Source organism: uncultured Comamonas sp. (genome assembly GCF_964277875.1).
GTDB lineage: Bacteria > Pseudomonadota > Gammaproteobacteria > Burkholderiales > Burkholderiaceae_C > Comamonas > Comamonas sediminis.
Genome location: NZ_CAXYJV010000003.1, coordinates 51538 through 74346 on the forward strand (window position 1 = coordinate 51538; position 22809 = coordinate 74346).

Annotated in this window: 22 protein-coding genes; 5 read left to right on the forward strand and 17 right to left on the reverse strand. The window is 63.7% G+C overall.

What is annotated here, in order from left to right; genetic code table 11:
• Positions 1–58: 58 nt before the first annotated feature.
• The 5 genes from ACHWUQ_RS02090 to ACHWUQ_RS02110 all read right to left on the reverse strand — a co-directional run bounded on the left by ACHWUQ_RS02090 (position 59) and on the right by ACHWUQ_RS02110 (position 5026).
• Complete coding sequence (locus ACHWUQ_RS02090; protein WP_394680215.1) at positions 59–1090, reverse strand: acyl-CoA dehydrogenase family protein; 1032 nt, start codon at positions 1088–1090, stop codon at positions 59–61.
• A gap of 16 nt (positions 1091–1106) precedes the next feature.
• Complete coding sequence (locus ACHWUQ_RS02095) at positions 1107–2264, reverse strand: acyl-CoA dehydrogenase family protein (RefSeq protein WP_394680216.1); 1158 nt, start codon at positions 2262–2264, stop codon at positions 1107–1109.
• A 15-nt stretch (positions 2265–2279) separates the two neighbouring features.
• Positions 2280–3257, reverse strand: coding sequence for a tripartite tricarboxylate transporter substrate binding protein (locus ACHWUQ_RS02100; RefSeq protein WP_313329422.1), 978 nt, complete (start codon positions 3255–3257; stop codon positions 2280–2282).
• 66 nt (positions 3258–3323) lie between these two features.
• Positions 3324–3761, reverse strand: coding sequence for a MaoC family dehydratase (locus tag ACHWUQ_RS02105; protein WP_394680233.1), 438 nt, complete (start codon positions 3759–3761; stop codon positions 3324–3326).
• Between the two features lie 62 nt (positions 3762–3823).
• Complete coding sequence (locus tag ACHWUQ_RS02110; protein WP_394680217.1) at positions 3824–5026, reverse strand: CaiB/BaiF CoA transferase family protein; 1203 nt, start codon at positions 5024–5026, stop codon at positions 3824–3826.
• A gap of 106 nt (positions 5027–5132) precedes the next feature.
• Between ACHWUQ_RS02110 and ACHWUQ_RS02115 the strand changes: the two genes are divergently transcribed.
• Complete coding sequence (locus ACHWUQ_RS02115; protein WP_394680218.1) at positions 5133–6029, forward strand: LysR family transcriptional regulator; 897 nt, start codon at positions 5133–5135, stop codon at positions 6027–6029.
• A gap of 68 nt (positions 6030–6097) precedes the next feature.
• Here the strand turns inward: ACHWUQ_RS02115 and typA are convergent, their stop codons facing one another.
• The 7 genes from typA to ACHWUQ_RS02150 form a co-directional block, all read right to left on the reverse strand.
• Positions 6098–7927 (reverse strand): translational GTPase TypA, encoded by a 1830-nt coding sequence (typA, locus tag ACHWUQ_RS02120; protein WP_394680219.1) that lies wholly within the window; start codon positions 7925–7927, stop codon positions 6098–6100.
• Positions 7924–8916, reverse strand: coding sequence for a tRNA pseudouridine(55) synthase TruB (truB, locus tag ACHWUQ_RS02125; RefSeq protein ID WP_312408850.1), 993 nt, complete (start codon positions 8914–8916; stop codon positions 7924–7926). The genes typA and truB overlap by 4 nt, the downstream gene beginning before the upstream one ends.
• 4 nt (positions 8917–8920) lie before the next feature.
• Positions 8921–9298: a 30S ribosome-binding factor RbfA gene (rbfA, locus tag ACHWUQ_RS02130; RefSeq protein ID WP_021027862.1), complete on the reverse strand. Its 378-nt coding sequence runs from the start codon at positions 9296–9298 to the stop codon at positions 8921–8923.
• Positions 9299–9304: 6 nt separating this feature from the next.
• The gene (gene infB / locus ACHWUQ_RS02135) at positions 9305–12163 is read right to left on the reverse strand and encodes a translation initiation factor IF-2 (protein WP_312529890.1); all 2859 of its coding nucleotides are present in this window, start codon (positions 12161–12163) and stop codon (positions 9305–9307) included.
• A gap of 23 nt (positions 12164–12186) precedes the next feature.
• A complete protein-coding gene (gene nusA, locus ACHWUQ_RS02140) occupies positions 12187–13671 on the reverse strand; it encodes a transcription termination factor NusA (RefSeq protein WP_230776252.1) in 1485 nt (494 codons plus the stop codon).
• A 69-nt stretch (positions 13672–13740) separates the two neighbouring features.
• Positions 13741–14340: a ribosome maturation factor RimP gene (gene rimP / locus ACHWUQ_RS02145; RefSeq protein ID WP_394680220.1), complete on the reverse strand. Its 600-nt coding sequence runs from the start codon at positions 14338–14340 to the stop codon at positions 13741–13743.
• A gap of 196 nt (positions 14341–14536) precedes the next feature.
• On the reverse strand, positions 14537–14911 hold the full coding sequence (locus ACHWUQ_RS02150; RefSeq protein ID WP_239811709.1) for a thioredoxin family protein: 375 nt from the start codon (positions 14909–14911) through the stop codon (positions 14537–14539).
• 187 nt (positions 14912–15098) lie between these two features.
• Here ACHWUQ_RS02150 and ACHWUQ_RS02155 point away from each other — a divergent pair, with 187 nt between their 5' ends.
• Positions 15099–16061, forward strand: a complete 963-nt coding sequence (locus ACHWUQ_RS02155) for a DnaJ C-terminal domain-containing protein (RefSeq protein ID WP_312834436.1) — start codon at positions 15099–15101, stop codon at positions 16059–16061.
• A gap of 2 nt (positions 16062–16063) precedes the next feature.
• On the forward strand, positions 16064–16384 hold the full coding sequence (locus ACHWUQ_RS02160) for a MerR family transcriptional regulator (RefSeq protein ID WP_394680221.1): 321 nt from the start codon (positions 16064–16066) through the stop codon (positions 16382–16384).
• 128 nt (positions 16385–16512) lie between these two features.
• Here the strand turns inward: ACHWUQ_RS02160 and ACHWUQ_RS02165 are convergent, their stop codons facing one another.
• Positions 16513–16683, reverse strand: coding sequence for a hypothetical protein (locus tag ACHWUQ_RS02165; protein ID WP_239811707.1), 171 nt, complete (start codon positions 16681–16683; stop codon positions 16513–16515).
• Positions 16684–16904: 221 nt separating this feature from the next.
• On the opposite strand from ACHWUQ_RS02165, the gene ACHWUQ_RS02170 reads away from it, so the two are divergent.
• Positions 16905–17507: a lipocalin family protein gene (locus ACHWUQ_RS02170; protein WP_394680222.1), complete on the forward strand. Its 603-nt coding sequence runs from the start codon at positions 16905–16907 to the stop codon at positions 17505–17507.
• A gap of 230 nt (positions 17508–17737) precedes the next feature.
• On the opposite strand, the gene ACHWUQ_RS02175 is transcribed toward ACHWUQ_RS02170, so the two are convergent.
• The 4 genes from ACHWUQ_RS02175 to ACHWUQ_RS02190 all read right to left on the reverse strand — a co-directional run bounded on the left by ACHWUQ_RS02175 (position 17738) and on the right by ACHWUQ_RS02190 (position 22119).
• Entirely contained in the window at positions 17738–18490 is a 753-nt protein-coding gene (locus ACHWUQ_RS02175; protein ID WP_394680223.1) for an ABC transporter ATP-binding protein, read from the reverse strand.
• A complete protein-coding gene (locus ACHWUQ_RS02180; RefSeq protein ID WP_312408844.1) occupies positions 18487–19272 on the reverse strand; it encodes an ABC transporter ATP-binding protein in 786 nt (261 codons plus the stop codon). Before ACHWUQ_RS02180 ends, ACHWUQ_RS02175 begins: the two co-directional genes overlap by 4 nt.
• A 71-nt stretch (positions 19273–19343) precedes the next feature.
• On the reverse strand, positions 19344–20981 hold the full coding sequence (locus ACHWUQ_RS02185; protein ID WP_394680224.1) for an ABC transporter ATP-binding protein: 1638 nt from the start codon (positions 20979–20981) through the stop codon (positions 19344–19346).
• A complete protein-coding gene (locus ACHWUQ_RS02190) occupies positions 20974–22119 on the reverse strand; it encodes an ABC transporter permease (protein WP_394680234.1) in 1146 nt (381 codons plus the stop codon). The genes ACHWUQ_RS02185 and ACHWUQ_RS02190 overlap by 8 nt, the downstream gene beginning before the upstream one ends.
• Positions 22120–22283: 164 nt before the next feature.
• Between ACHWUQ_RS02190 and ACHWUQ_RS02195 the strand changes: the two genes are divergently transcribed.
• Positions 22284–22757 (forward strand): DUF2127 domain-containing protein, encoded by a 474-nt coding sequence (locus ACHWUQ_RS02195; RefSeq protein ID WP_373450231.1) that lies wholly within the window; start codon positions 22284–22286, stop codon positions 22755–22757.
• The last annotated feature ends 52 nt before the right edge of the window (positions 22758–22809 follow it).

The following is a 22809-nucleotide window of genomic DNA, read 5'->3' on the forward strand; positions in this document are numbered from 1 at the left end:
AAAACAACCGCCACCATAGCCGAAAAACGGCGCTGGCTGCGGTCAATCAGGTGCCAAATCAGGCTACCGGCGCGCTGCTGTCCGTGATCTGGCGGATCACATCGAGCGCCATGCCATCGGCAGCCAACAGCGCTTGGCCCGCCTGCAGCTGCCAATAGCTTTCGCTGCCGGCCGTCTGGCGCCACAGGTGCAGGCGGCGGGTGTAGAGCTGCAGGTCAAACTCGGTGGTAAAGCCGATGGCGCCGTGGATCGAATGTGCGAGTGAGGCCACCTCGACAGCCGCCTCGCTGCTGCGCGCCTTGCCCACCGCCACCTTGAGCGGGTCTGCCACCACGCCATCGGCCTCGCAGGCGATCTGTGCGGCCATGCGCGCGGCGCTCACATGTTCGGCCATCACCGCCAGCTCATGCTGGATCGCCTGGAACTTGCCAATCGGGCGGCCGAACTGCTGGCGTTCGTTGGCAAAGTTCAGGCTGCTCTCCAGCACCGTCAGCAGGCTGCCCGCCAGCAAGGCCGAGACCACCCCCGCCTGCGCGACCAGCAAGGAGGCGAAGGCCGGCACGCGCGTTGCAGACGCCAGTGCTGCTTCGGGCCAGAGCAGATCCGCATCCAGCACAAAAATGCTGGCACTGGCCTGCGCCGCAGCCACCGGCAGCAGCAGCAGATCGGCGCCCTGCTGGCCCAGCACCCATTGCGCCACGCGGGCGCCGCGCACACCGGTGGCCCGCACGCCACCGGCCGCCACTGCCAGCTGCGGCGCCAATGCAATGGCGCCCTGCGGCAACGGCACACCGGCGGTTGCCAGCCAGGCCCGCGCCAGCATGGTGTCTGCCAGCGGCAGCGGCATCGCATGCTGGCCCAGCACATCCCATACGCCAAAGGCATCGCGCAAGGCCAGGCCTGCGCCGCCAGCAGCCTCGGGCAGCAGCAGGTCGGCAAAGCCGGTATCTTCAATCTGCTGCCACAGCGCCGCAGCGGCGGGCGACGCGCCAGCGCCTTGCGCCACTTCGCTCTCCATTGCGCGTACCACAGCAGGCGTGCATTGGCCGCTCAGCAGATCGCGCAGGGCCTCGTTAATCAAATGGTCCATGTTTTTCTCCTTGCGCTCAACGCAGGCCCAGGCCGCGCGCGATCATGCCGCGCAAAATGCTGCGGGTGCCGCCGCGCAGCGTGTAGCAGGGCGAGACGAGTGTGAGGTAGTTCAGGGTCAGCAGCAGTTCATGCGGCACGCCCTCGCCATCCAGCGCCATCAGGTCATCGGCAATCGCGGCCGGAATGTACTGCTCCAGCACGGTGCCCTGGTCCTTGACCAGCGCGGCCTCGACGATGGGGCTCTGGCCCTGCACCAGCTTCTCTTGCACCGCTACCGACAGCGCGCGCAAGGGTGCCAGGCGTGTCAGGATCTGGCCGGCCAGCTTCAGCGATTCGGCGCGTGGCGCCGCCTGACTGCGCAAGAAGGCCAGCCACTGGTCCAACAGCACCACCGACGAGAACAGACGCTCCGGGCCGCTGCGCTCATAGGCCAGCTCGGCGGTGACCTGCTCCCAGCCCTGCCCTTCAGCGCCCACCAGTGCATCGGGAGCGAGCTGCACGTTGTCAAAGAAGACCTCGCAGAAATGGCTATCGCCTGACATGTCCTCAATGGGCCGCACGGTGACGCCCGGCAGGCTCAGGTCCACGATCAGCTGCGACAGACCTTTGTGGCGGTCAGCCGCCTCACCCGAGGTGCGCACCAGCGCAATCATGTACTGGCAGTGCTGGGCGTTCGTCGTCCAGATCTTCTGCCCGTTCAATAGCCAGCCCCCCTCATGGGGCACGGCGCGCGTGCGCACGCTGGCCAGGTCGGAGCCGGCATTGGGCTCGCTCATGCCGATGCAGAAAAAACTCTCGCCCCGCGCCACCGGCGGTACATAGCGCTGCTTTTGCGCCTCGGTGCCGTATTTCAGGATCAAGGGCGCGCTCTGGCGCTCGGCAATCCAGTGCGAACCGACCGGCGCGCCGAAATTCAGCAGCTCCTCGACCACCACATAGCGCGCAAAAGCGCCCTGCGCGTGGCCGCCATAGGCCTTGGGAAAGGTCATGCCCAGCCAGCCCTTCTGCCCCAGCTTGCGGCTGAAGGCGGGGTCATAACCGCTCCATGACTTGGCGCGGATATGGGCCGGAATGTCCTTGACCGCCTCCTGCAAAAAGGCACGCACTTCGGCGCGCAGCGCCTCACCCTCGGGCGGGATGCGCGTCAGCGCCAGTCCGTTGAGAATCGTCATCGTCTTCGCTTTCGTTCAGTCCAGGGATACGCCGGTGCTCTTGACCACGCCGGCCCAGCGCTTGATCTCGCTCTGGATGTAGTCTCCATAGGCCTGCGGGGTAGAGCCCAGCGGCTCGGTGCCCTGCACGCGCAGCTTCTCCAGCACGCCCGGGTCCTTCAATGCCTTCAGCAGTTCGGCGTTCAGGCGCTGCACCACCGCATCGGGCGTCTTGGCGGGCACCATCACACCCTGCCAGGCACCGGCCTCAAAGCCGGTCATGCCGCTTTCGGCCAACGTGGGGGCGTTGGGGAAATTGGGAATACGCTGGGCCGTGCTCACCGCCAGCAGCCTGAGCTTGCCGTCCTTGATGAAGGGCGCCACCGAATTGATGGTGTCGGTCATGAACTCGATCTGGCCCGCGACCAGGTCCACATCGGCCGGCGCACTGCCCTTGTAGGGCACATGGCTGGCATCGATGCCATAGTGCTGCACCACCTGAAAGGCGGCCAGGTGGGTGACATTGCCATTGCCGGCCGAGCCGTAGGAGAGCTTGCCCTTGTTGTCCTGCGCGTACTTCACTAGCTCCTGCACCGTGTGGGCGGGCACCTTGGGGTTGACCACCAGGCCCAGCGGCACCACGGCCGTCAATGCGACCGGGCGCAGGTCCCGGGCCACGTCGTAGCTGAGCTTTTTGTACAGCGATGGGCTGAGCGCAATCGACGAGGTGTTGTAGAGCACCGTATAGCCATCGGCCGCAGCCTTGGCCACCAGCGCGTTGCCGATATTGCCGTTGGCGCCAGGCCGGTTGTCGACGATCACCGTCTGCCCCAGCTGCTGGCCCACCTGCTGGGCCAGCACCCGCGCCACCATATCCGTCGGCCCGCCCGGCGGAAACGGCACGACCAGGGTGATCGGCTTGCTGGGCCAGGGATCCTGCGCCTGCGCAGCCCCACACACAGCCACCAGCGCCAACGCGAGCAGGGCCGAACGACGTACAAAACCATATTGCATCTTTGTCTCCTGTATTGGTTCTCTCATCTGACGCAGGCCATGGCGGCCACCTAACGGGAGGCCGCGCTAGCGCCCGGCCAGCAGGCGCACGGCGGTGTAGACCATCACCTGCTCCTGGCGCTGGTTGTAGACCTCGATGCGCGAGGTCACCACCGCCCGGCCACCTTTGCTGGTGGGCCTGATATCGGTTACCTCCACCAGCGCCTCGATCGTGTCGCCGACCACCACCGGGCCCAGAATCTTCTGGTGCAGCTCCAGCATGGCCAGGCCCGTACCCTGGATCATGCTTTGCAGGATGAAGCCTTCGATCAAGGTGTAGGTGAGCGCACCGGGTACCGGCCGGCCCCGGATCGCGCCGCCGTCGTAGCCGTCCTCGATAAAGATGGCTTCGAGCATGCCGGTGGTGTTGATGAAGTTGACCAGGTCGGTCTCCGTCACCGTGCGGCGAAAGGTGCGCAGCTGCTGGCCAACCTGCAGGTCCTGCCAGACAAAGCCCTGGCCCATGCGTGCGGTGCCGGCCAGCGTGGCGGCGCGGTTCTCGGTCGAAGAAATCCAGTTAGGGGCGGTCATGGCGTTTTTTCTTTCAGCGGTTCATCAGCCACGGAGGGCTGCAAAGCGGCAATGCGGGCATCGCCCCACCCGGCTTCGCGCAGCAGCTGCTGCGTGTGCTCACCCAGGCGTGGCGGCATGCCGATGGGAGCCTGCGCCCCATCGATGCGCACCGAGGAGCGCGGAAAACGCACCGTGCCCATGGCGGGATCGTGCTTTTCGACAAAAAAGCCGGTGGCCTGCAGGTGCGGGTCGCACGGCAGGTCGTCCATGCGCGCGACGGGGGCGGCGGGAATCTCCAGCGCTTCGCAGGTCTGCAGCCAGTAGGCGGTGTCCTTTTGCGCGACATAGCTGCTCATGGTCTCCAGCAAGGTCGCGATATGGCGGGTGCGCTGGGCCTGGGTGGCAAAGCGCTCGTCCTGCGCCAGCTCTGGCTGGCCCACGGCGGCAAAGAAGCGGCGCCAGTGGCCATCGGTGTAGGGCATCATGCAGACATGGCCATCCAGGGTTTTATAGGGCTTGCGCCAGGGCGCCATCACGCGCGGGTAGCCGGCACCGCTGAGTGCCGGCTCAAAATGCATGCCATAGAAATGCTCGACCAGGTTGAAGCCCACCATGGTCTCGTACATCGGCACCTCGACAAAGCTGCCCTCTCCGGTGCGTTCACGCTGGAACAGGGCCGCCATCACCGCATGCGCTGCCACCAGGCCACAGGTCTTGTCAGCGGCAATGGTCGGCAGGTAGCGGGCCTCGCCGGTTTGGCGCTCCATCAGATCGGCCAGGCCGCTCATGCCCTGGATCACATCGTCATAGGCGGGCAGGCCGGCATAGGGGCCATCCTCGCCAAAGCCATGCAGGCCCACGTAGACCAGGCGCGGGTACTGGCTGCGCAGCCGCACCGGGTCCAGCCCCAGCTTGGCCAGTTTTTGCGGGCGCATGCTGTGCATGAAGACATCGGTAGTCTTGAGCAGCGCATGCAGCGCCTCCTGGGCCTCGGGCGACTTCAGGTCCAGCACCACGCTTTTCTTGCTGCGGTTGGAGCCCATGAACAGCGCCGACATGCCGGCCTCGGCGGCCGGCCCGGTGTAGCGCGTGGAGTCGCCGCCGGGCGGCTCGATCTTGATCACCTCGGCGCCGTAATCGGCCAGCACCTGGCTGGCCAGCGGCCCGAAAATCACGCTGGATAGGTCCAGCACCCGCAGGCCTGTCAATGCACTCAAGGCTTGTCTCCGTCTTTGTGGTGATAGCGATGAATGGCATTATTTGATATGTTTCACAACTGTGTCTATGTCGCAATTGACAGGTACTGATACACAGGAGATATCAATGGACTTGCGCCAACTGCGCCACTTTGTCACCCTGGCGCACACCCTGAACTACCGCCAGGCGGCCGAGCAGCTGCACATGTCGCAGCCGCCGCTGTCGCAGTCGATCCGCAAGCTCGAAGACGACCTGGGCGTGCAGCTGTTCGAGCGTGACCGGCGCGGCACCGTGCTGTCGGGCGCGGGCCGGGCTGCGCTGGAGAGCGCCAAGCTCGCGCTCTACCATGCGCGCCAGGTGCAGGCGGTATCACAGGCCACTGCCAGCGGCGAGCTGGGGCGCCTGCACATCGGCTTTATCGGCTCGGCCACGTTCTCGCTGATTCCCAAACTGGTGCAGGCCTTCCGGGCCGCCTACCCTGCGATCGACCTGGTGCTGACCGAATCGACCACGCGCGAGATTTGCGCCCAGGTCGCCAGCGGCGATTTCGATGCCGGCCTGCTGCGCTACCCGGTGACACAGGCCACCGAGCTGTCCATCACCCCGGTCGAGCCCGACCGCCTGATTGCCGCGCTGCCCGCTGGCAACCCGCTGCAGATCAAGGAGAGCCTGCAACTGATCGACCTGGCCGACCAACCCTTTGTGAACTACCGCCCCAGCGAGGTGCCAGGCCTGCATGCGCTGGTGGTGCTGGCCTGCCAGAACGCCGGCTTCATGCCGAAGATCAAGCAGCATGCCGTGCAGGCACAGACCTTGGTAAGCCTGGTGGGCGCGGGCCTGGGCGTCGCCTTGGTGCCCGCCGTCGTCGCCAAGGCCGCCACGCCAGGCGTCGTCTTCCGCGAACTGACCGACACCCAACACCTGCCCCAGATCGGCATTGCGCTGGCGTTGAACCAGCGCCAGCCGGTGGCCACGGCGCAGCGTTTGAAGGAACTGCTGCTCAAGCTCCAGCCTATGGGCTGACGCCTCCAATACGCAAAAAAGGCCGCAGATGCGGCCTTTGCTGGTGTGGGATCACGTCGCAACGCAGGTTATGCGTTTTCGCGCGATGCGCGCTTGCGGTCGTGTTCCTTCAGGTGGCGCTTGCGCACGCGCAGGCTGGTGGGGGTGATTTCCAGCAGTTCGTCTTCTTCGATGAACTCGACACCGTATTCCAGCGACAGCTCGATAGGAGGCGTGATCTTGATCGCGTCTTCCTTGCCGCTCACGCGGAAGTTGGTCAGCTGCTTGGTACGGGTGGCGTTCACGACCAGGTCGTTGTCACGGCTGTGGATACCGACGATCATGCCTTCGTACACGGGGTCGTTGGGCTTGACGAACATGCGGCCACGGTCGTCCAGCTTGCCCAGCGCGTAGGTGAAGATTTCACCGTCGTCCATCGAGATCAGCACGCCATTCTTGCGGCCGCCGATTTCGCCCTTGTGCGGCTCGTAGCTGTCGAAGATGTTGGCGATCAGGCCGGAACCACGGGTCAGGTTCAGGAATTCGTTGGTGAAACCGATCAGGCCACGGGCCGGAATGCGGTATTCCAGACGGACGCGGCCGCGGCCATCGGGTTCCATGTTCACCAGCTCGCCCTTGCGCTCGCCCAGCGCTTGCATCACGCCGCCTTGGTGGCCTTCTTCGATGTCGGCCGTCACCAGCTCGATAGGCTCGTGCTTGACGCCGTCGATCATCTGCATCACGACGCGTGGCTTGGACACGGCCAGCTCATAGCCTTCGCGGCGCATTTCTTCCAGCAGAATGGTCAGGTGCAGTTCACCACGGCCAGCCACTTCAAAGATACCGTCTTCGTCGGTTTCCTTGACGCGCAGGGCCACGTTGGAGCGCAGTTCCTTTTGCAGGCGGTCCCAGATCTGGCGGCTGGTCACGTACTTGCCTTCACGACCTGCCAGTGGCGAGGTGTTCACGCAGAAGTTCATCGTCAGCGTAGGCTCGTCAATCTTCAGCATCGGCAGAGGCTGTGGATTGGCCGGGTCGGTCACGGTTTCACCGATACCGATGTTTTCGATACCGCTGATCAGCACGATTTCGGAAGGACCAGCTTCGCTCGCTTGCACGCGGTCAATACCTTGGAAGGTGTGGACCTGGTTGATCTTGCCGGTGTAGCTCTTGCCGTCCAGGCCGGCCATCACGGCCACTTGCTGACCGGGCTTGAGGGTGCCCTGGGTGATACGGCCCACGCCGATACGGCCCACAAAGGTGGAGTAGTCCAGTGCGGAGACTTGCATCTGCAGCGGTGCAGTCGCATCGCCTTGCACCGATGGCACGTGTTCCAGAATGGTTTCGAACAGGGCCGACATGTCGGGACCCCATTGCGCGCCTGGCTCGCCTTCTTCCTTCGACGACCAGCCGTTGATGCCCGAGGCGTACACCACGGGGAAGTCCAGCTGTTCATCGGTCGCGCCCAGCTTGTCGAACAGGTCGAACGCAGCGTTGACAACCTTGTCGGGGTTGGCACCGGGCTTGTCGACCTTGTTCACCACGACGATGGGCTTCAGACCCAGGGCCAGTGCCTTCTTGGTCACGAAACGCGTTTGGGGCATGGGGCCTTCTTGCGCGTCGATCAGCAGCACCACACCGTCCACCATGGACAGCGCGCGTTCCACTTCACCACCGAAGTCCGCGTGACCGGGGGTGTCGAGAATGTTGATGTGGGTGCCGTTCCAGGACACGGCGCAGTTCTTGGCCAGAATGGTAATGCCGCGCTCACGCTCGATGGCGTGGTTGTCCATCACGGTGTCCACGACTTTTTCGTGTTCGGCGAAGGTACCAGACTGGCGCAGCAGCTGGTCCACCATGGTCGTCTTGCCATGGTCAACGTGGGCGATGATCGCAATATTGCGGATTTGTTTGCTCATGATGTTTCCAAAATGCCGCTGGCTTGTGGGCGCGGCGTTCCTTCCAAAATTTGTTGAATCTCGACGGGGCTCAGGAGGCGGTCGGGAATGAGCTCGCGCGCCCGGATGTGTGCCACACCCAAAAGCGCAGGAGGCTCTTCTCCATAAACGGCCACTGCATCGGCATCGGCCCATTCACCCCGCCGGCGCAAGCCGGACAAAAATCTGCCTGCATTATCACCATCGAGCGTGACACGGGTGTGCGCTGCAAGCAACGTGTCGACGGGCAACACGGTCTGCAGGCGCTCGGCGTCGGGCGTCGCTTCCAGGGTTTGCAGGCTGATGCAGCGGGACAGATCGATCCCGCCGGTCTCTATGCGGCGCAGGCTGCGCAGATGCGCGCCATAGCCAAGCGCCTGGCCGATGTCCTCGGCCAGCGTACGCACATAAGTGCCCTTGCTGCAGCGCACCGTCATCTTGAGCGCGACATACGCCTGCTCTTCTTCAACGCGGGAGAGCGTCAGATGCAAGATGGTCACGGCGCGCGGCTCACGCTCGAGCGTGATGCCGGCACGGGCGTATTCGTAGAGGGCCTTGCCATCGCGCTTGAGCGCGCTGTACATCGGTGGCACCTGGCTGATGGGGCCGGTGAACCGGGCCGCCACAGCAGCCAGGTTTTCGGAGGTCAGCGCCTGTGTGTCCACTTCCCAGGTCTGCAGCACCTCACCCTCGGCATCGCCGGTGGTGGTGGTAGCGCCCAGGTGCACCAGGGCCTCATAGGTCTTGGGGGCATCCAACTGCAATTGGCTGAACTTGGTGGCCGCGCCAAAACACAGCGGCAGCACACCGGTGGCCAAAGGGTCGAGCGTGCCGGTATGGCCCGCTTTTTCGGCGCGCAGCAGCCACTTCACTTTTTGCAAAGCGTCGTTGCTGGACAGGCCAATGGGTTTATCAAGCAGAAACACCCCGTGCACAGGGCGCCGCTGCACCCGTGTGCGAGAGGCATTCATCGGGTCAGCCTTCCTCGGGACCGCGCGATGCCACTGCCTTGGCGATCAAGGCATTCATGTCGGCTGCACGCTCGGTGGTGCGGTCGTAGATGAAGTGCAAGGTCGGCACGGTGTGGATGTGCAGGCGCTTGAACAGGCCATTGCGCAAAAAGCCAGCAGCCTGGTTCAATGCGTCCTGGGTCTGGTCAGGGTCACCGATCAGCAAGCTGAAATAGACCTTGGCGTGGGCATAGTCCGGCGTCACCTCAACGGCTTGCAGGGTCACCATGCCCACACGTGGGTCCTTCAACTCACGGGCGATCAGCTCCGACAGATCGCGCTGGATCTGGTCGGAGACTTTGAAGCTGCGGTTGGGCGCAGCAGTTTTCTTGCGAGTTGCCATCGGAAATTACAGCGTACGAGCGATTTCCTTGATCTCAAAGACTTCCAACATATCACCTTCTTTGATGTCGTTGTAGTTCTTGAGCTTGATACCGCACTCGAAGCCTTCCTTGACTTCCTTGACGTCGTCCTTCATACGGCGCAGCGAGTCGATCTCACCCGTGTAGATGACCACGTTGTCGCGCAGCAGACGGAAGTGTGCATTGCGGGTAACGTGACCCTGGGTGATGTACGAACCTGCCACGGTACCGATCTTCGAAGCCACGAACACGGTGCGGATCTCGGCCATACCGATGATCTCTTCGCGTTGCTCGGGAGCCAGCATGCCGGACATGGCTGCCTTCAACTCATCGACAGCGTCGTAAATGATGTTGTAGTAGCGGATATCGACATCGTTGCTCTCGGCGGTCTTGCGCGCCTGCGCATCGGCACGCACGTTGAAACCAATCACGATCGCCTTGGAGGCCAGCGCCAGATTCACATCCGACTCGCTGATACCACCCACGCCGGTGTAGACCATCTGCACCTTGACTTCGTCGGTCGACAGCTTGAGCAGAGAGGCAGCCAATGCTTCCTGCGAACCCTGGGTGTCGGCCTTGATGATGATCGGCAACGATTGCACGTTGCCTGCACCCATTTCGGCGAACATGTTCTCCAGCTTGGCAGCCTGCTGCTTGGCCAGCTTGGTGTTGCGGAACTTGCCTGCACGGTAGGTGGCGATTTCACGGGCGCGGCGCTCATCGGGCAGCACCATGAAGTCATCACCGGCTTGCGGCACATCCGACAGACCCTGGATTTCCACGGGCAGCGATGGGCCCGCTTCCTTGGCGACCTTGCCGTCTTCGTCGACCATGGCGCGCACGCGGCCATAGGTTTGACCTGCCAGCACGATATCGCCGACCTTCAGGGTACCGGACTGCACCAGCACCGTGGCCACTGGGCCGCGGCCCTTGTCCAGCTGGGCTTCGATCACCAGACCCTTGGCATTGGCTTCCACCGGTGCCTTGAGTTCCAGCACTTCGGCCTGCAGCAGCACTTGTTCGAGCAGCTCGTCAATGCCTTGGCCGGTCTTGGACGACACGGCCACGAAGGGCGAGTCACCACCGTACTCTTCAGGCACCACTTGCTCGACCACCAGCTCCTGCTTGACGCGTTCGGGGTTGGCATCGGGCTTGTCCGCCTTGGTGATGGCCACCACGATAGGAACACCAGCCGCCTTGGCGTGCTTGATGGCTTCCTTGGTCTGGGGCATCACGCCGTCGTCGGCAGCGGCCACCAGAATCACGATGTCGGTCGACTGTGCACCACGGGCACGCATGGCCGTGAAAGCCTCGTGACCGGGGGTGTCCAGGAAGGTGATCATGCCGCGTGGCGTTTCCACGTGGTAGGCACCAATGTGCTGCGTAATGCCGCCGGCTTCGCCCGCAGCCACCTTGCTGCGGCGGATGTAGTCCAGCAGCGAGGTCTTGCCGTGGTCGACGTGACCCATCACGGTCACCACCGGAGCGCGTGGCAGCGCTTCGGATTCGGCTTGGGATTCCTCTTCGGCGGTGAACGCTTCCGGATCATCCAGCGCAGCAATGTGCGCCTTGTGGCCCATTTCTTCCACGACGATCATCGCGGTGTCCTGGTCCAGCGGCTGGTTGATGGTGACCATCTGGCCCATCTTCATCAGCGACTTGATCACCTCGGAGGCCTTGATGGCCATCTTGTGGGCCAGCTCGGACACGGTGATGGTCTCGGGCACATAGACGTCGAGCACGCGCGCTTCCACCGGCGCAGCCGATTGCGCGCCACGGTTGTCATTGCGATCGTTGCCACGGCGGCCACGAGGGCCGGAGCGCCAGTTGTTGCCACGGCCAGCCACGCCACCCGAGGAATCTCCACGGGTCTTGAGCTCTTTCTTCTTGCCATTGCTGTCGTTCTGGTTGCTCCAGCTCGACGACAGCTTGGCCGACTTGACTTCCTTGTTGCCAGGCGCTGCGCCAGCGGCAGGCTTGGCAGCGCCAGTTCCGGTGGTGGCAGGCTTGTGCAAGGTGCCCTTCTTGGCATCAGCGGCCTTGACATCCTTCTTCTCTTCCGAAGGCTTCTTGGCCACCAGCACCTTCTTGGGCGCGTTCATCATCGCGCGAATGGCTTCCGCTTCGGCCAGGGCCTTGCGGCGGCGCTCGTCCAGATCGACAGCGCGCGCGGTTTCCTCCGCCTCACGGGCCTTGGATTCGTCTTCAGCCTTTTTCTTGGCTTCAGCCTGCGCTTCGTTGCGGGCAGCCAGCTCCTGGGCATGGCGGCGCGCAGCTTCTTCCTGCTCAGCAGCTTCCTGGGCCTTGCGCTCCTGCGTCTTGGCCGCATAGGCAGCGGCGCGCTCCTCGGCCTCGCGCTCCTTGCGCTCGCGGTCTTCGCGTTCGGTGCGATCGGCACGCTGCTGCACCAGGTCCGCTTCCTGCTTGCTGATCAGCTCAGCTTCGCGGCGGGCTTCCTCTTCGCGCTTGACCAGCTCAGCCTTGTGTTCGGCTTCCTTTTGCTTGGCTTCGGCGTGCTTGAGCGCTTCTTCGGAATCGGGCTCGGCAACTTCGTCACGTTTGACGAAGGTACGCTTCTTGCGCACTTCCACCTGAATGGTGCGTGCCCTGCCGGTGGCGTCGGCTTGTTTGATCTCGCTGGTAGATTTCTTGGTCAATGTGATCTTCTTGCGGTCGGCAGCGCCGTGGGCGGCCTGCAGATGGGACAACAGCGCTTGTTTGTCCGATTCGGTCAGTGCATCGGATGCATTTTGCTTGGACACACCTGCAGCTTGCAGTTGTTCCAGCAATGTATCCGGTGATTTCTTGAGTTCAACAGCGAACTCGGCGACAGTATTACTCGACATATCTTGTTCCGTGCCTCCTGACCTTATTCCTGTCCATCAAACCAATGTTCGCGGGCCTTCATGATCAAGGCTTTTGCGTCATCGGCAGACTGTCCGGTCAGCTCGGTCAATTCATCAATGGCCAAATCGGCCAGGTCGTCACGCGTGTGGATTCCACCAGCTTCCAGCTGGGCTACCAACTCAGGCGTCATCCCTTCCAGATCACGCAACTCTTGGGAAACACGGGCAACACTCTCTTCGTGGACGATTTCCATCGTCAGCAGCGCATCCTTGGCGCGCGTGCGGAGCTCATTGACGGTCTCTTCATCGAAGCTCTCGATTTCCAGCATTTCCTGCAGCGGCACATAGGCCACTTCTTCCAGGCTGGAGAAACCTTCTTCGATCAGGATGTCAGCGATTTCTTCATCCACATCCAGCTTTTCCATGAACAGCTTGCGGGAAGTGCTGGTTTCCTCTTCCTGCTTCTGGGCCGATTCGGCCGCGTCCATGATGTTGATCTTCCACCCCGTCAGATCGGAGGCAAGACGCACATTCTGACCGCCACGGCCGATGGCGATCGCGAGGTTTTCCTCGTCCACCACCACATCCATGGCGTGCTTTTCTTCGTCCACGACGATCGAGGACACATTGGCCGGAGCCAGTGCACCGATGACGAACTGGGCGGGATCCTCGGACCACAGCACGATGTCCACGCGCTCGCCGGCGAGCTCATTGGTCACCACGTTCACGCGGCTGCCGCGTACACCCACGCAGGTGCCGATCGGGTCAATGCGCTTGTCGTGGCTGAGCACGGCAATTTTGGCGCGGCTGCCTGGGTCACGGGCGCAGCTCTTGATCTCCAGCAGGCCTTGCTCGATTTCGGGCACTTCGTTGCGGAACAGCTCGACCATGAACTCGGGCGCAGAGCGCGACAGCAGGATCGGCGCGCCGCGCAGGGTCAGGTCCACGTCCATGATCATGGCGCGGACACGGTCACCATTGCGCAGATTTTCCTTCGGAATCATTTCACCGCGCTTCAGGCGGCCTTCGACGCGGCCGGACTCGACGATGATGTCGCCCTTGTCCATGCGCTTGACGGTGCCGTTGAAGATCTTGTCGCCGCGCGCCATGAAGTCGTTGAGCAGCATTTCGCGCTCGGCATCACGGATCTTTTGCAAAATGACCTGCTTGGCCGCCATCGCACCGATACGGCCGATAGGCACGGATTCGATCTGCTCTTCGATGTAATCGCCGACCTGCACATCTTCCTTGCGGTCAACCGCGTCCATCAGCATTTCTTCGGCGTCTGGGTTTTGCAGGCCCGCATCATCGGGCACCACCAACCAGCGGCGGAAAGTGTCGTAATCGCCGGTATCGAGATCGATAGCCACACGCACATCCACTTCGCCGGGATACAGCTTTTTCGTGGCCTGGGCCAGGGCAGATTCCACGGCGCCAAACACCACATCGCGCTCTACGTTCTTTTCGCGCGCGATGGCATCCACCAGCATCAACAATTCGCGATTCATGCGACGACTCTCCTATTTCAATCTTTAACCAGAAGGCAGCATCAGCAGCGCCACCATGTGCGGGGCCAATCAGGCCTGGGTATCGTCGGCGGCCTCTGCCGCCGCCCTGCCCTTGAAGCTCACGATGGGGGCCAGACGCGCTTCACGCAATTCATCGAGCGTAAAGCCCAGGCTTTGCAGCGGTGCGGGCGGGCGCTTCTTGCTCACGCGGGCACCAGGCTTGACGGGTGGCGCATCGCTCCAGACGATCTGCCAGCCACCGGCCTCGGTACGCTCGAGCGTGCCGCGAAACTTCTTGCGATTGGCGCTGATGGTCGTGCCTTCGGCAGCGGCACCGATGGACTCCTTCAGCGTCAGGTCCACCACCGTGCCGGTGAAGCGGATGAAATCCTGCTCATGGCGCAATGGGCGGTCGATACCGGGCGAGGACACTTCGAGGCGCTTGTACTCCACGCCATCGACTTCCAGCGCAAACTGCAGCTGGCGGGTGACTTTCTCGCAATCCTCCACCGTGACAAACTGTTCTGGCACGCCTTCCGGGCGGACGTCATCCGCACTCCAAGGCAGGTCGATGGTGATGCGCAAAAGGCCGCTGGCAGAGCGTTCGATCTCCACCAAGTCGTAGCCCAGGCCGCTCACCGTTTGTAGGGTGGTTTCTTGCAAGCTCACGTGTGCTATTTATCCCGCAAATACAAAAAACCCGAGAACCACGGAATGTTACACATTCCGCAGCATCGAGCTGAAAAACATGCGACCAAAAAAAAATGGGCGGTTGGCACCGCCCAGTTGGTCGTGTAGACATCAATTATAGGGGCAAACCAGTATCGATGCAATGAGGCAAGGTGGCTTTTAGGTGCAGTGGCGATCAAGCCTGCGCGCTGCGGGCCTGCACAATGGCCAGGGTTCGGTGCAGCAGCGCATGGGCCTCATCGCCGCCGGGCAATGCGGGCGCATCGCCCTGCGAAAAGCGCTCGAGCATGCGCTGGAGCACACCGGCCTGGGGCAGGACCGGGCCCAGAAACAGCGCGTCGGAGCCGCGGCCCAGCAGGACGGTGGGAAACGTCGTGATGTCCAACTCGCCCAACGCCTCTTCCTCGTCCTCCACGTCGAGCCAGACAAAGTCCATTCCGGGCCACGCCTTGGCCAGCGCATCGAACACCGGCTGGTACTGGCTGCAGGTACCACACCACTGCGCGCATAAACACACCACCAGCCAGCGCGCATTCGCAGCGTCGGTCATACCAAGCCCATCCCGCAAACAAAGGCGTATTTTTACCACCATTGCGGTATCCGACGGGCCCAACGTCTTTGTGAATACGCGCTTCTCTGACTTGCATCAGCGTCAAAAGCAACTAAGTTCTAGAAAGTGATTGACCAATGGGCAGTTGCCGGTACAACGGCAAACTGCCACATCTTCGGGAGCAGGCATGGATTCCAAAAACTACTACGAGGTTCTGGGCGTGGATAAAAAGGCCAGCGCAGACGAGATCAAAAAGGCATTTCGCAAGCTGGCGCGCAAATACCACCCGGACCTGAGCAAGGAAAAAGACGCCCAGCAGCGCATGGCCGCAGTCAACGAGGCCAATGCCGTGCTGTCGGATGCGGAAAAGCGCGCTGAGTACGACGCGATGCTCGACGCTCCGCGCGGTTTTGCGTCCGGCGCGGGCAACCCCTTCCGGGGTGCCGAGGGCTTTGACAGCGGTGATTTCCAGTTTCGCCGCCAAAGCATGGGCGGGGATGCGGATTACAGCGATTTCTTTCGCCAGATGTTTGGCGACGCTGCACGGGGGCAACGCGGCGGCGCTGCGGGCGGGCCGCGTGCCGCCATGCGGGGCGAAGACCAGCATGCCAGTATCGAGCTGGACCTGACGGACAGCTACCGCGGCAGCGAGCGCATGCTGACCCTGCACGGCCAGGAGATCACCGGCGAGGGCGAGGTGCGCAGCCAGGAACGCCAGCTGCAGGTGAAGATCCCCGCAGGCGTGCGCGAAGGGCAGATGATTCGTCTGGCCGGTCAGGGCGGACCCGGGTACCAGGGTGGCCCGGCGGGCGATCTGCTGCTGGAAGTGCACTTTCGCGCTGACAAGCGCTGGCGCGCCGAAGGCAAGGATGTCTATATGCCGATGGCCGTCAGCCCCTGGGAAGCGGCACTGGGCGGTAGCGCCGAGGTGCACACCCCCGCAGGCACGCTGGAGGTGCGCATTCCGGCGGGCTGGTCGGCCGGGCGCAAGCTGCGCATCAAGGGCAAGGGCCTGCCCGCTGCCACACCTGGCGACCTGTACCTGGAGCTGCAGCTGCACATCCCGCCAGCAACCACCGAGGAGGAACGCGCCGCCTATACCGCCTTTGCCCAGGCCTTTCCCCAGTTCCAGCCTCGCCAAGGAGCGTAACCATGCCCCACACCACCACCGTACACACCACCACCGTGCAGATCATCGACGACGACAGCCTGGATGCCGCCAGCCTGGCGCAGGCCTGCCAACGCAATCTGGACTGGGTGCAGGCCCGTGTCGTCGATGGCGTGCTGACGCCCAGCGCGGGCACGCGCAACCCCGATGCGGTCACCAGCTGGCGCTTTGCCGCCACCTGCATCGTTCGCGCGCGTCGCGTTGCGATGCTGGAGCACACCTATGACGCCGACCCGCAATTGGCCGCATTGACCGTCGACCTGATGGAAGAGGTGCTGGAGCTGCGCCGCCGCCTGCAGCGCTGAAGTCCCTTTGCACAGACGCAAAAAAGCCCGCCAAAGCGGGCTCTTTCTTACCGAAAAGGCACCATCCGCATGCCGCGCCTGATCGTGGCAAGCGCGGCATGCGGACGGGGCAAAACCGGTATGCGGTATCAACCGCCCTTGTGCGTACGCTTGCCTGGGTTCTTCTTGGAACGGGTAGCGGTGCCACGGGCACGGCTGACCTGTTGGCCACGGCCAGCGGTAGGCAGGCTCTTGCCGTTAGGCAGGGCCGGTTGGGGGGTGAACTTGCGGTCAGCTTCCGTAACGATTTTGTTGCCCATCCTGGGACCTCGCGATAAACAAAACCGACATTAGGCCACAGATGCCAGGCGAGCAGATAAAAATACCTGCTAATTCCGATGGCTGGGTGCGAAATTAGGCATGCACGCCGCAAGCGGAGCCCGCAAATCAGGCGCTTTGCTTACATTTGGCCCGCTCTACCAGCTTGTAAATTACGGCCATCTGGTTAGCATTCATAAAACAAAACAAGGAATATTTGCTTATGCACGAGCTCGATCATCAACAACGACCGCAGCAGCGCTCCCTCTGGCTCCCCGTAGCAGCGGGTGTTGCAGCGTTGGCCGTTTACTGGTGGACCAGCAAGCGCTCCCGCAAAGTCGTGCCGGTCGACCTGATTGAGCCGGTGGCCGACTTTGATGTTGAGCGCTTTGTCGGCGACTGGTATGAGATCGCCCGCATCGAACGCGGTCTGGGCAAGCCGCTGACACGTTCACGCGTCGAATACGAACTGCTGAGCGACGGCAGCCTGGGCATCACCACCCGGGGCTTTCATGCAGGCACCCACCGCTGGGTGGAAGGCCATGGCATTGCCCGCTTTGTCGGCGCGCCCCACTTTGGCGCGATGAAAGCTTCGTTCATGGGACCCTTCCACGAGGGCTACCATGTGGTCGCGATCGATCCCGAGTACCGCTGGGCCATGCTGATGGGCGACACCACCGACTCCTTCAAGCTGCTCTCGCGCAAGCCCGTGCTCGACGGCAAGACCACCGACATGCTGGTGCACCAGGCCGCACTGATGGGCGTGGACACCTCACGCATCCATTGGGTGATGCAGGACGGCGTCAATCCCACGGGCCACTGGTAAGCGCCGCCAACACAAGCCTTGACACGTCGTTGCCTCGCCGGCCGCGCCAAGCCTGGTCGTACTGGTGTACTGCCTGCGGCTCGACGCCTTGTCGGGGCGCCCCGCTTCGATCGCAAACCTTCGGTTTGCTGGGTCGTGTTAGCGGCTCCGGCCGCAGCCCCCTTCAATCGCTGCAGCGGCACCCAAGCCTGCACGTGCCGCGTGCAGGCTTTGCTTTGCCGGTTGGCGTTTCAGACGCCGATCCGCTTGGCGCCAGCACGCTCCTCGTCGATCAGCGCCTGCATGCTGCCGGCAAACTGGATCGCGCCCTTCTCCAGCACATAGGCCCGGTCGCTCACCAGGCGCGCAAAGTGCAGGTTTTGCTCACACAGCAGAATGCTCACGCCGCGCTGCTTGAGCTGCAGGATCATCTGTGCCATCTGCTCGACGATGACAGGCGCCACGCCCTCGGAGGGCTCGTCGAGCAGCACCATGTAGGGATTGCCCATGAGCGTACGGGCAACGGTGAGCATCTGCTGCTCGCCGCCACTCATCTGCCCTCCTGGCCGCTGCGGCATGGCCGCCAGATTGGGAAAGAACGCCAGCAAGTCGTCGACCGTCCACGCACTGGCCTGGCTGCCATCGGCCCAGCGGCGGGCAGGCTGGCGGCCCACCTCCAGGTTTTCCAGCACCGTCAGACCGCTGAAGATGCGGCGCTCTTCGGGCACATAGCCCAGCCCCAGGCGCGCAATGCGCCAGGAGTCGGCCTGCGCAATGTTCTGGCCCATGAACTGTACGCTGCCCTTGCGCCGCTCCACCAGGCCCATGATGGCCTTGAGCGTGGTGGACTTGCCCGCACCATTGCGGCCCATCAGGGCCACGACCTCGCCACGCCGCACCTCCAGGCCCACATCAAACAGGATATGCGCCTCGCCGTACCAGGCGTTGAGCCGGCTCACCTGCAGCAGCAGTTCAGCCGTTGCATCGGGGGTCTGCGTGTTCATAAGGCGGGCTCCTGGCGCATGCCGTCACTGTCGTAAGTGCTGCCCTTGCCCAGGTACACCGCCTGGACCTCGGGGTTGCGCCGCACGTCCTCCGGTTGGCCCTCGGCAATCAGCCGGCCCCGCGCCAGCACAATGATGCGGTCGGCATAGGCAAAGACGACATCCATGCTGTGCTCGGTAAACAGCACGGCCATGTCGCGCTCGCGGGCCAGTTGCCGGGTCAGCGCCATCAGCTGCAGGCGTTCGGCCTGCGCCATGCCGGCCGTGGGCTCGTCCATCAGCAGCAGCACCGGCTTGTGGGCCATCGCCAGCGCCAGCTCCACCCGCTTCACATCGCCATAGGCCAGCGCATTGCAGGCGCGGTCGGCCTGGTCCTGCATGCCCACCAGCGCCAGCAACGCCAGTGCTTCGTCACGCTGAAAGCCGGCAGCCTTCTGCCACAGGCCAAAAGTGCGGCCCGCAGCAGACAGCAAGGCCATCTGCACATTCTCGGCCACCGTCAGTGAGGCGAAGGTCTCGGCAATCTGGAAGGTGCGCCCTACTCCGAGGCGCCAGATCTCACGGGGCCGCTTGCCGCCCAGGGCGGTGCCATTGAGCAGCATGCTGCCGGCATCGGGCACCAGCTGCCCGCCCAGCATGTTGAAGGTGGTCGTCTTGCCCGCGCCATTGGGGCCTATCAGCGCCAGCACCTCGCCGCGGCGCAGCGTAAAGCCCACGTCCGCCACGGCCTGCACGCCGCCAAAGCGCTTGCCCAAACCGGTCACTTGCAGTAGTTCTGTCATGGATTTCCAAGGAATACCACAGGCGCCTTGAGCCGCCTGCAGATACGTCAATCTGTGTCGTTCGGGCCGGTTCAGCCCAGCTCCAGGCTCGCCGCCATCAGCCGCTGTGTGTAGGGCTGGCGGGGTGCGTCCAGCACCTGCATGACCTCGCCGCTCTCGACCACTTCGCCATCCTTCATCACCAGCACCTCATGCGCCATGGCGCGGATCACCGCCACATCGTGCGTGATCAGCACATAGCTCAGGCCGCGTTCACGCTGCAGGCGCTGCAGCAAGGCCAGCACCTGCTGCTGGATGGTGACATCCAGCGCGCTGGTAGGCTCGTCCAGCACCAGAATGTCAGGGTCTACGATCAGCGCGCGGGCAATGGCCAGGCGCTGGCGCTGGCCACCCGAGAACTCATGCGGATAGCGGTCGAGCAGGCCCGGGAATTGGGCCTCGGTCATGCCCACCTCCTGCAGCAGCGCCCGCACCTGCTGCTGCAGCCCGGCAGCGGCCAGGTGGGGCTGCGCCAGTTGCAGGCCTTCGCCCACAATCTCCTGCACCGTCATGCGTGGCGACAACGACGAGAACGGGTCCTGGAACACCACCTGCACCTGGCGGCGCAGTTGCTGGTTGGCGGCACTGTTGCGCTGCGCCGGCAACTGCCAGGCCTGTTCGCCAATGCGCAGCTCACCCTCGCTGGGCAGCAGACCCAGGATCGCCTGGGCCAGGGTGGATTTGCCCGAGCCCGATTCGCCAATCACGCCCAGGGTCTGGCCCCGGGCCAGGCGAAGACTGGCGCCGCGCACCGCCTCAAACCGGCCCTTGCGGAACCAACCGGCAAAACCCGGCAGCGGCGTCGCATAGGCCACATGCAGGTCACGTGCCTGCAGCACCGCCGGCGCGTCGGGCTGGCGGGCCACGACCTGGCGCTGGGGCGTGCTGGCCAGCAGCTTTTGGGTATAGGCATGCTGGGGCGCGGCAAACACCTCGGCCACGGCGCCCTGCTCGACCAACCGGCCCTTCTCCATCACGGCGACCCGGTCGGCGAAATGGCGCACCAGCGGCAGGTCATGGGTAATCATCAGCACGGCCATGCCGGTCTGCCGCTGCAGGTCGCTCAACAGCTCCAGGATCTGGCCGCGCAGGCTCACATCGAGCGCGGTGGTGGGTTCATCGGCGATCAGCAGCTTGGGCCGGCAGGCCAGCGCCATCGCAATCATCGCGCGCTGGCGCTGGCCACCGCTGAGCTGGTGCGGATAGCTGCCGGAGCGGCGCTGCGGCTCGGTAATGCCGGTGGTCGCCAACAGCTGCACGGCCTGCTCCCAGGCCGCCTTGTCGCCCAGGCCCTGCTTGAGCTGCAGCACCTCGGCAATCTGCGCGCCCATGGTCATCAGCGGGTTCAGCGCCGTCATCGGCTCCTGAAAGATCACCGCAATCTCGTCGCCCCGCACTGCTTGAATCTCGCGCTCGGAAATCTGCAGCAGATTGCGCCCGCCCATCAGCGCTTCGCCGCGCAGCTGGGCCTCACCCACCAGGCGCAGCAGCGACAGCGCTGTGATCGTCTTGCCCGAGCCGGACTCTCCGACCAGCGCCAGCTTCTCGCCAGCCTGGATGCAAAAACTCAGGTCCTTGACCACATCCTGGCCGCCAAAGCCCACATGGAGGTGGTTGACCTGCAATAGCGGCGCGGGCATCGCCACCGGGGCTTGTGTTGGCTCAAGCATGGCGGGCCTCCTTGGCATCTGCGCCGGCTGGTGCGGCTGGCTGGGCCGGCACTGCCACCGGCGCTGCGCCCGCACGGGGCGCATTGAGCTGCTTGCGCGGGTCCAGCGCATCCCGCAGCGCATCGCCCATAAAGGTCAGCAGCAGCAAGGAGCCCACCAGCACCGCAAAGGTGGCCAGCGATATCCACCACGCATCGATGCTGTTCTTGCCCTGGCTCAGCAACTCGCCCAGGCTGGGGGTGCCGGGCGGCACACCCAAGCCCAGGAAATCCAGCGAGGTCAGGGTCAGAATCGAGGCGCTCATCTGGAACGGCAAGAACGTGACCACCGGCGTCATGCTGTTGGGCAGAATGTGGCGCCACATGATCTTCCAACTGGGCACGCCCAGCGCCCGCGCCGATTTCACATAGTCCATCTGGCGGTTGCGCAGAAACTCCACCCGCACATAGTCGGACAGCGCCATCCAGCCGAACAGCGCCAGCAGCACCAGCAGCAGCGCAGCGCTGGGGGCCAGCACGGCACTGAAGATGATCAGCAGGTACAGCACCGGCATGGCGCCCCATATCTCGGTAAAGCGCTGGAACATCAGGTCCACCTTGCCGCCAAAAAAGCCCTGTATGGCACCTGTCAGCACGCCGATCACCGTGCCCACTGCCGTCAGCGCCAGGCCAAACAGCACGCTGACCCGAAAGCCATAGATCAGCTGGGCCAGCAGGTCACGCCCCCGGTCATCGGTGCCCAGCCAGTTGTCGGCCGATGGTGCCGACGGCGTGGGTGACTTGGCAAAGTAGTTGATGGTGTTGGGGCCATAACGGTTGAGCGGAAAGAGCGCCCAGTTGCCATCCTTGCCCAGTTGCTGCTGGATGAAGGGGTCCAGGTAGTCGGTGGCGGTGTGGAAATCGCCGCCAAACGTGGTCTCGGGGTAGTCCTTGGCCAGCGGAAAATAGGTCTGCCCCTCGTAGCGCACGACGAGCGGCTTGTCGTTGCTGATCAGCTCGGCAAACAGGCTGAGCACCACCAGCACCACAAACAGCAGCAGGCTGTAAAAGCCCAGCTTGTTGGACCTGAAACGGCGCCAGGCGCGGGCAGCGGGCGAGCGGCCCGGCGGGAGTGGGGAAACAGGCTCGGTCATCGTCATGGTCTGCAGAGGCGGTGTGGGCACCATCCCCCTCCTGTCACTGAATAGGGGGGCCTGGGGCCTTGGGGGGCGACTGTAACAACTGTGGCGGCGATGGCACTGGCAGCCGCGTTGTCGCTGTTGGCCGACAGCCAAACGGCGCGCCATCGGCCATGCTCTGCGCCATGCCAGCCAGCACCAGCCCCCCAGCCTTGCGCACCGCGCTCAAAAGCATTGCCATTTTTGAAGCGCTCAAAGGCCTCGCCGCGCTGCTGGGCCTGTTGGGGCTGCTGAGCCTGCTGCACCACGATCTGCACCGCCTGGCGCTGGAGCTGATCGGGCACTTCGGCCTCTCGCCTAACGCACGCTACCCGGCCGTACTGATCGGCTGGGTGGACAAGGTCAATGCCACCTCCATCCATACGCTGGTACTGCTGGGCGCGGCCTATATCGCGCTGCGCTGGCTGGAGGCCTGGGGCCTGTGGCATGACAAGGCCTGGGGCGAATGGCTGGGCGCGCTGTCCTCGGGGCTGTACATTCCCCTGGAAATACAGCACCTGCTGGCGCACCGCCACTGGCAAGGGGCGGTGGTGCTGCTGCTCAACATCGTGGTGGTGGCCGTGCTGCTGCGGCGCCTCTACCTGCGGCGCAAGCACTGAGGCGCGGCGGCAGGCTGCAGCGGTTGGGGTGGCCAATGCGGGCATGCGCGCC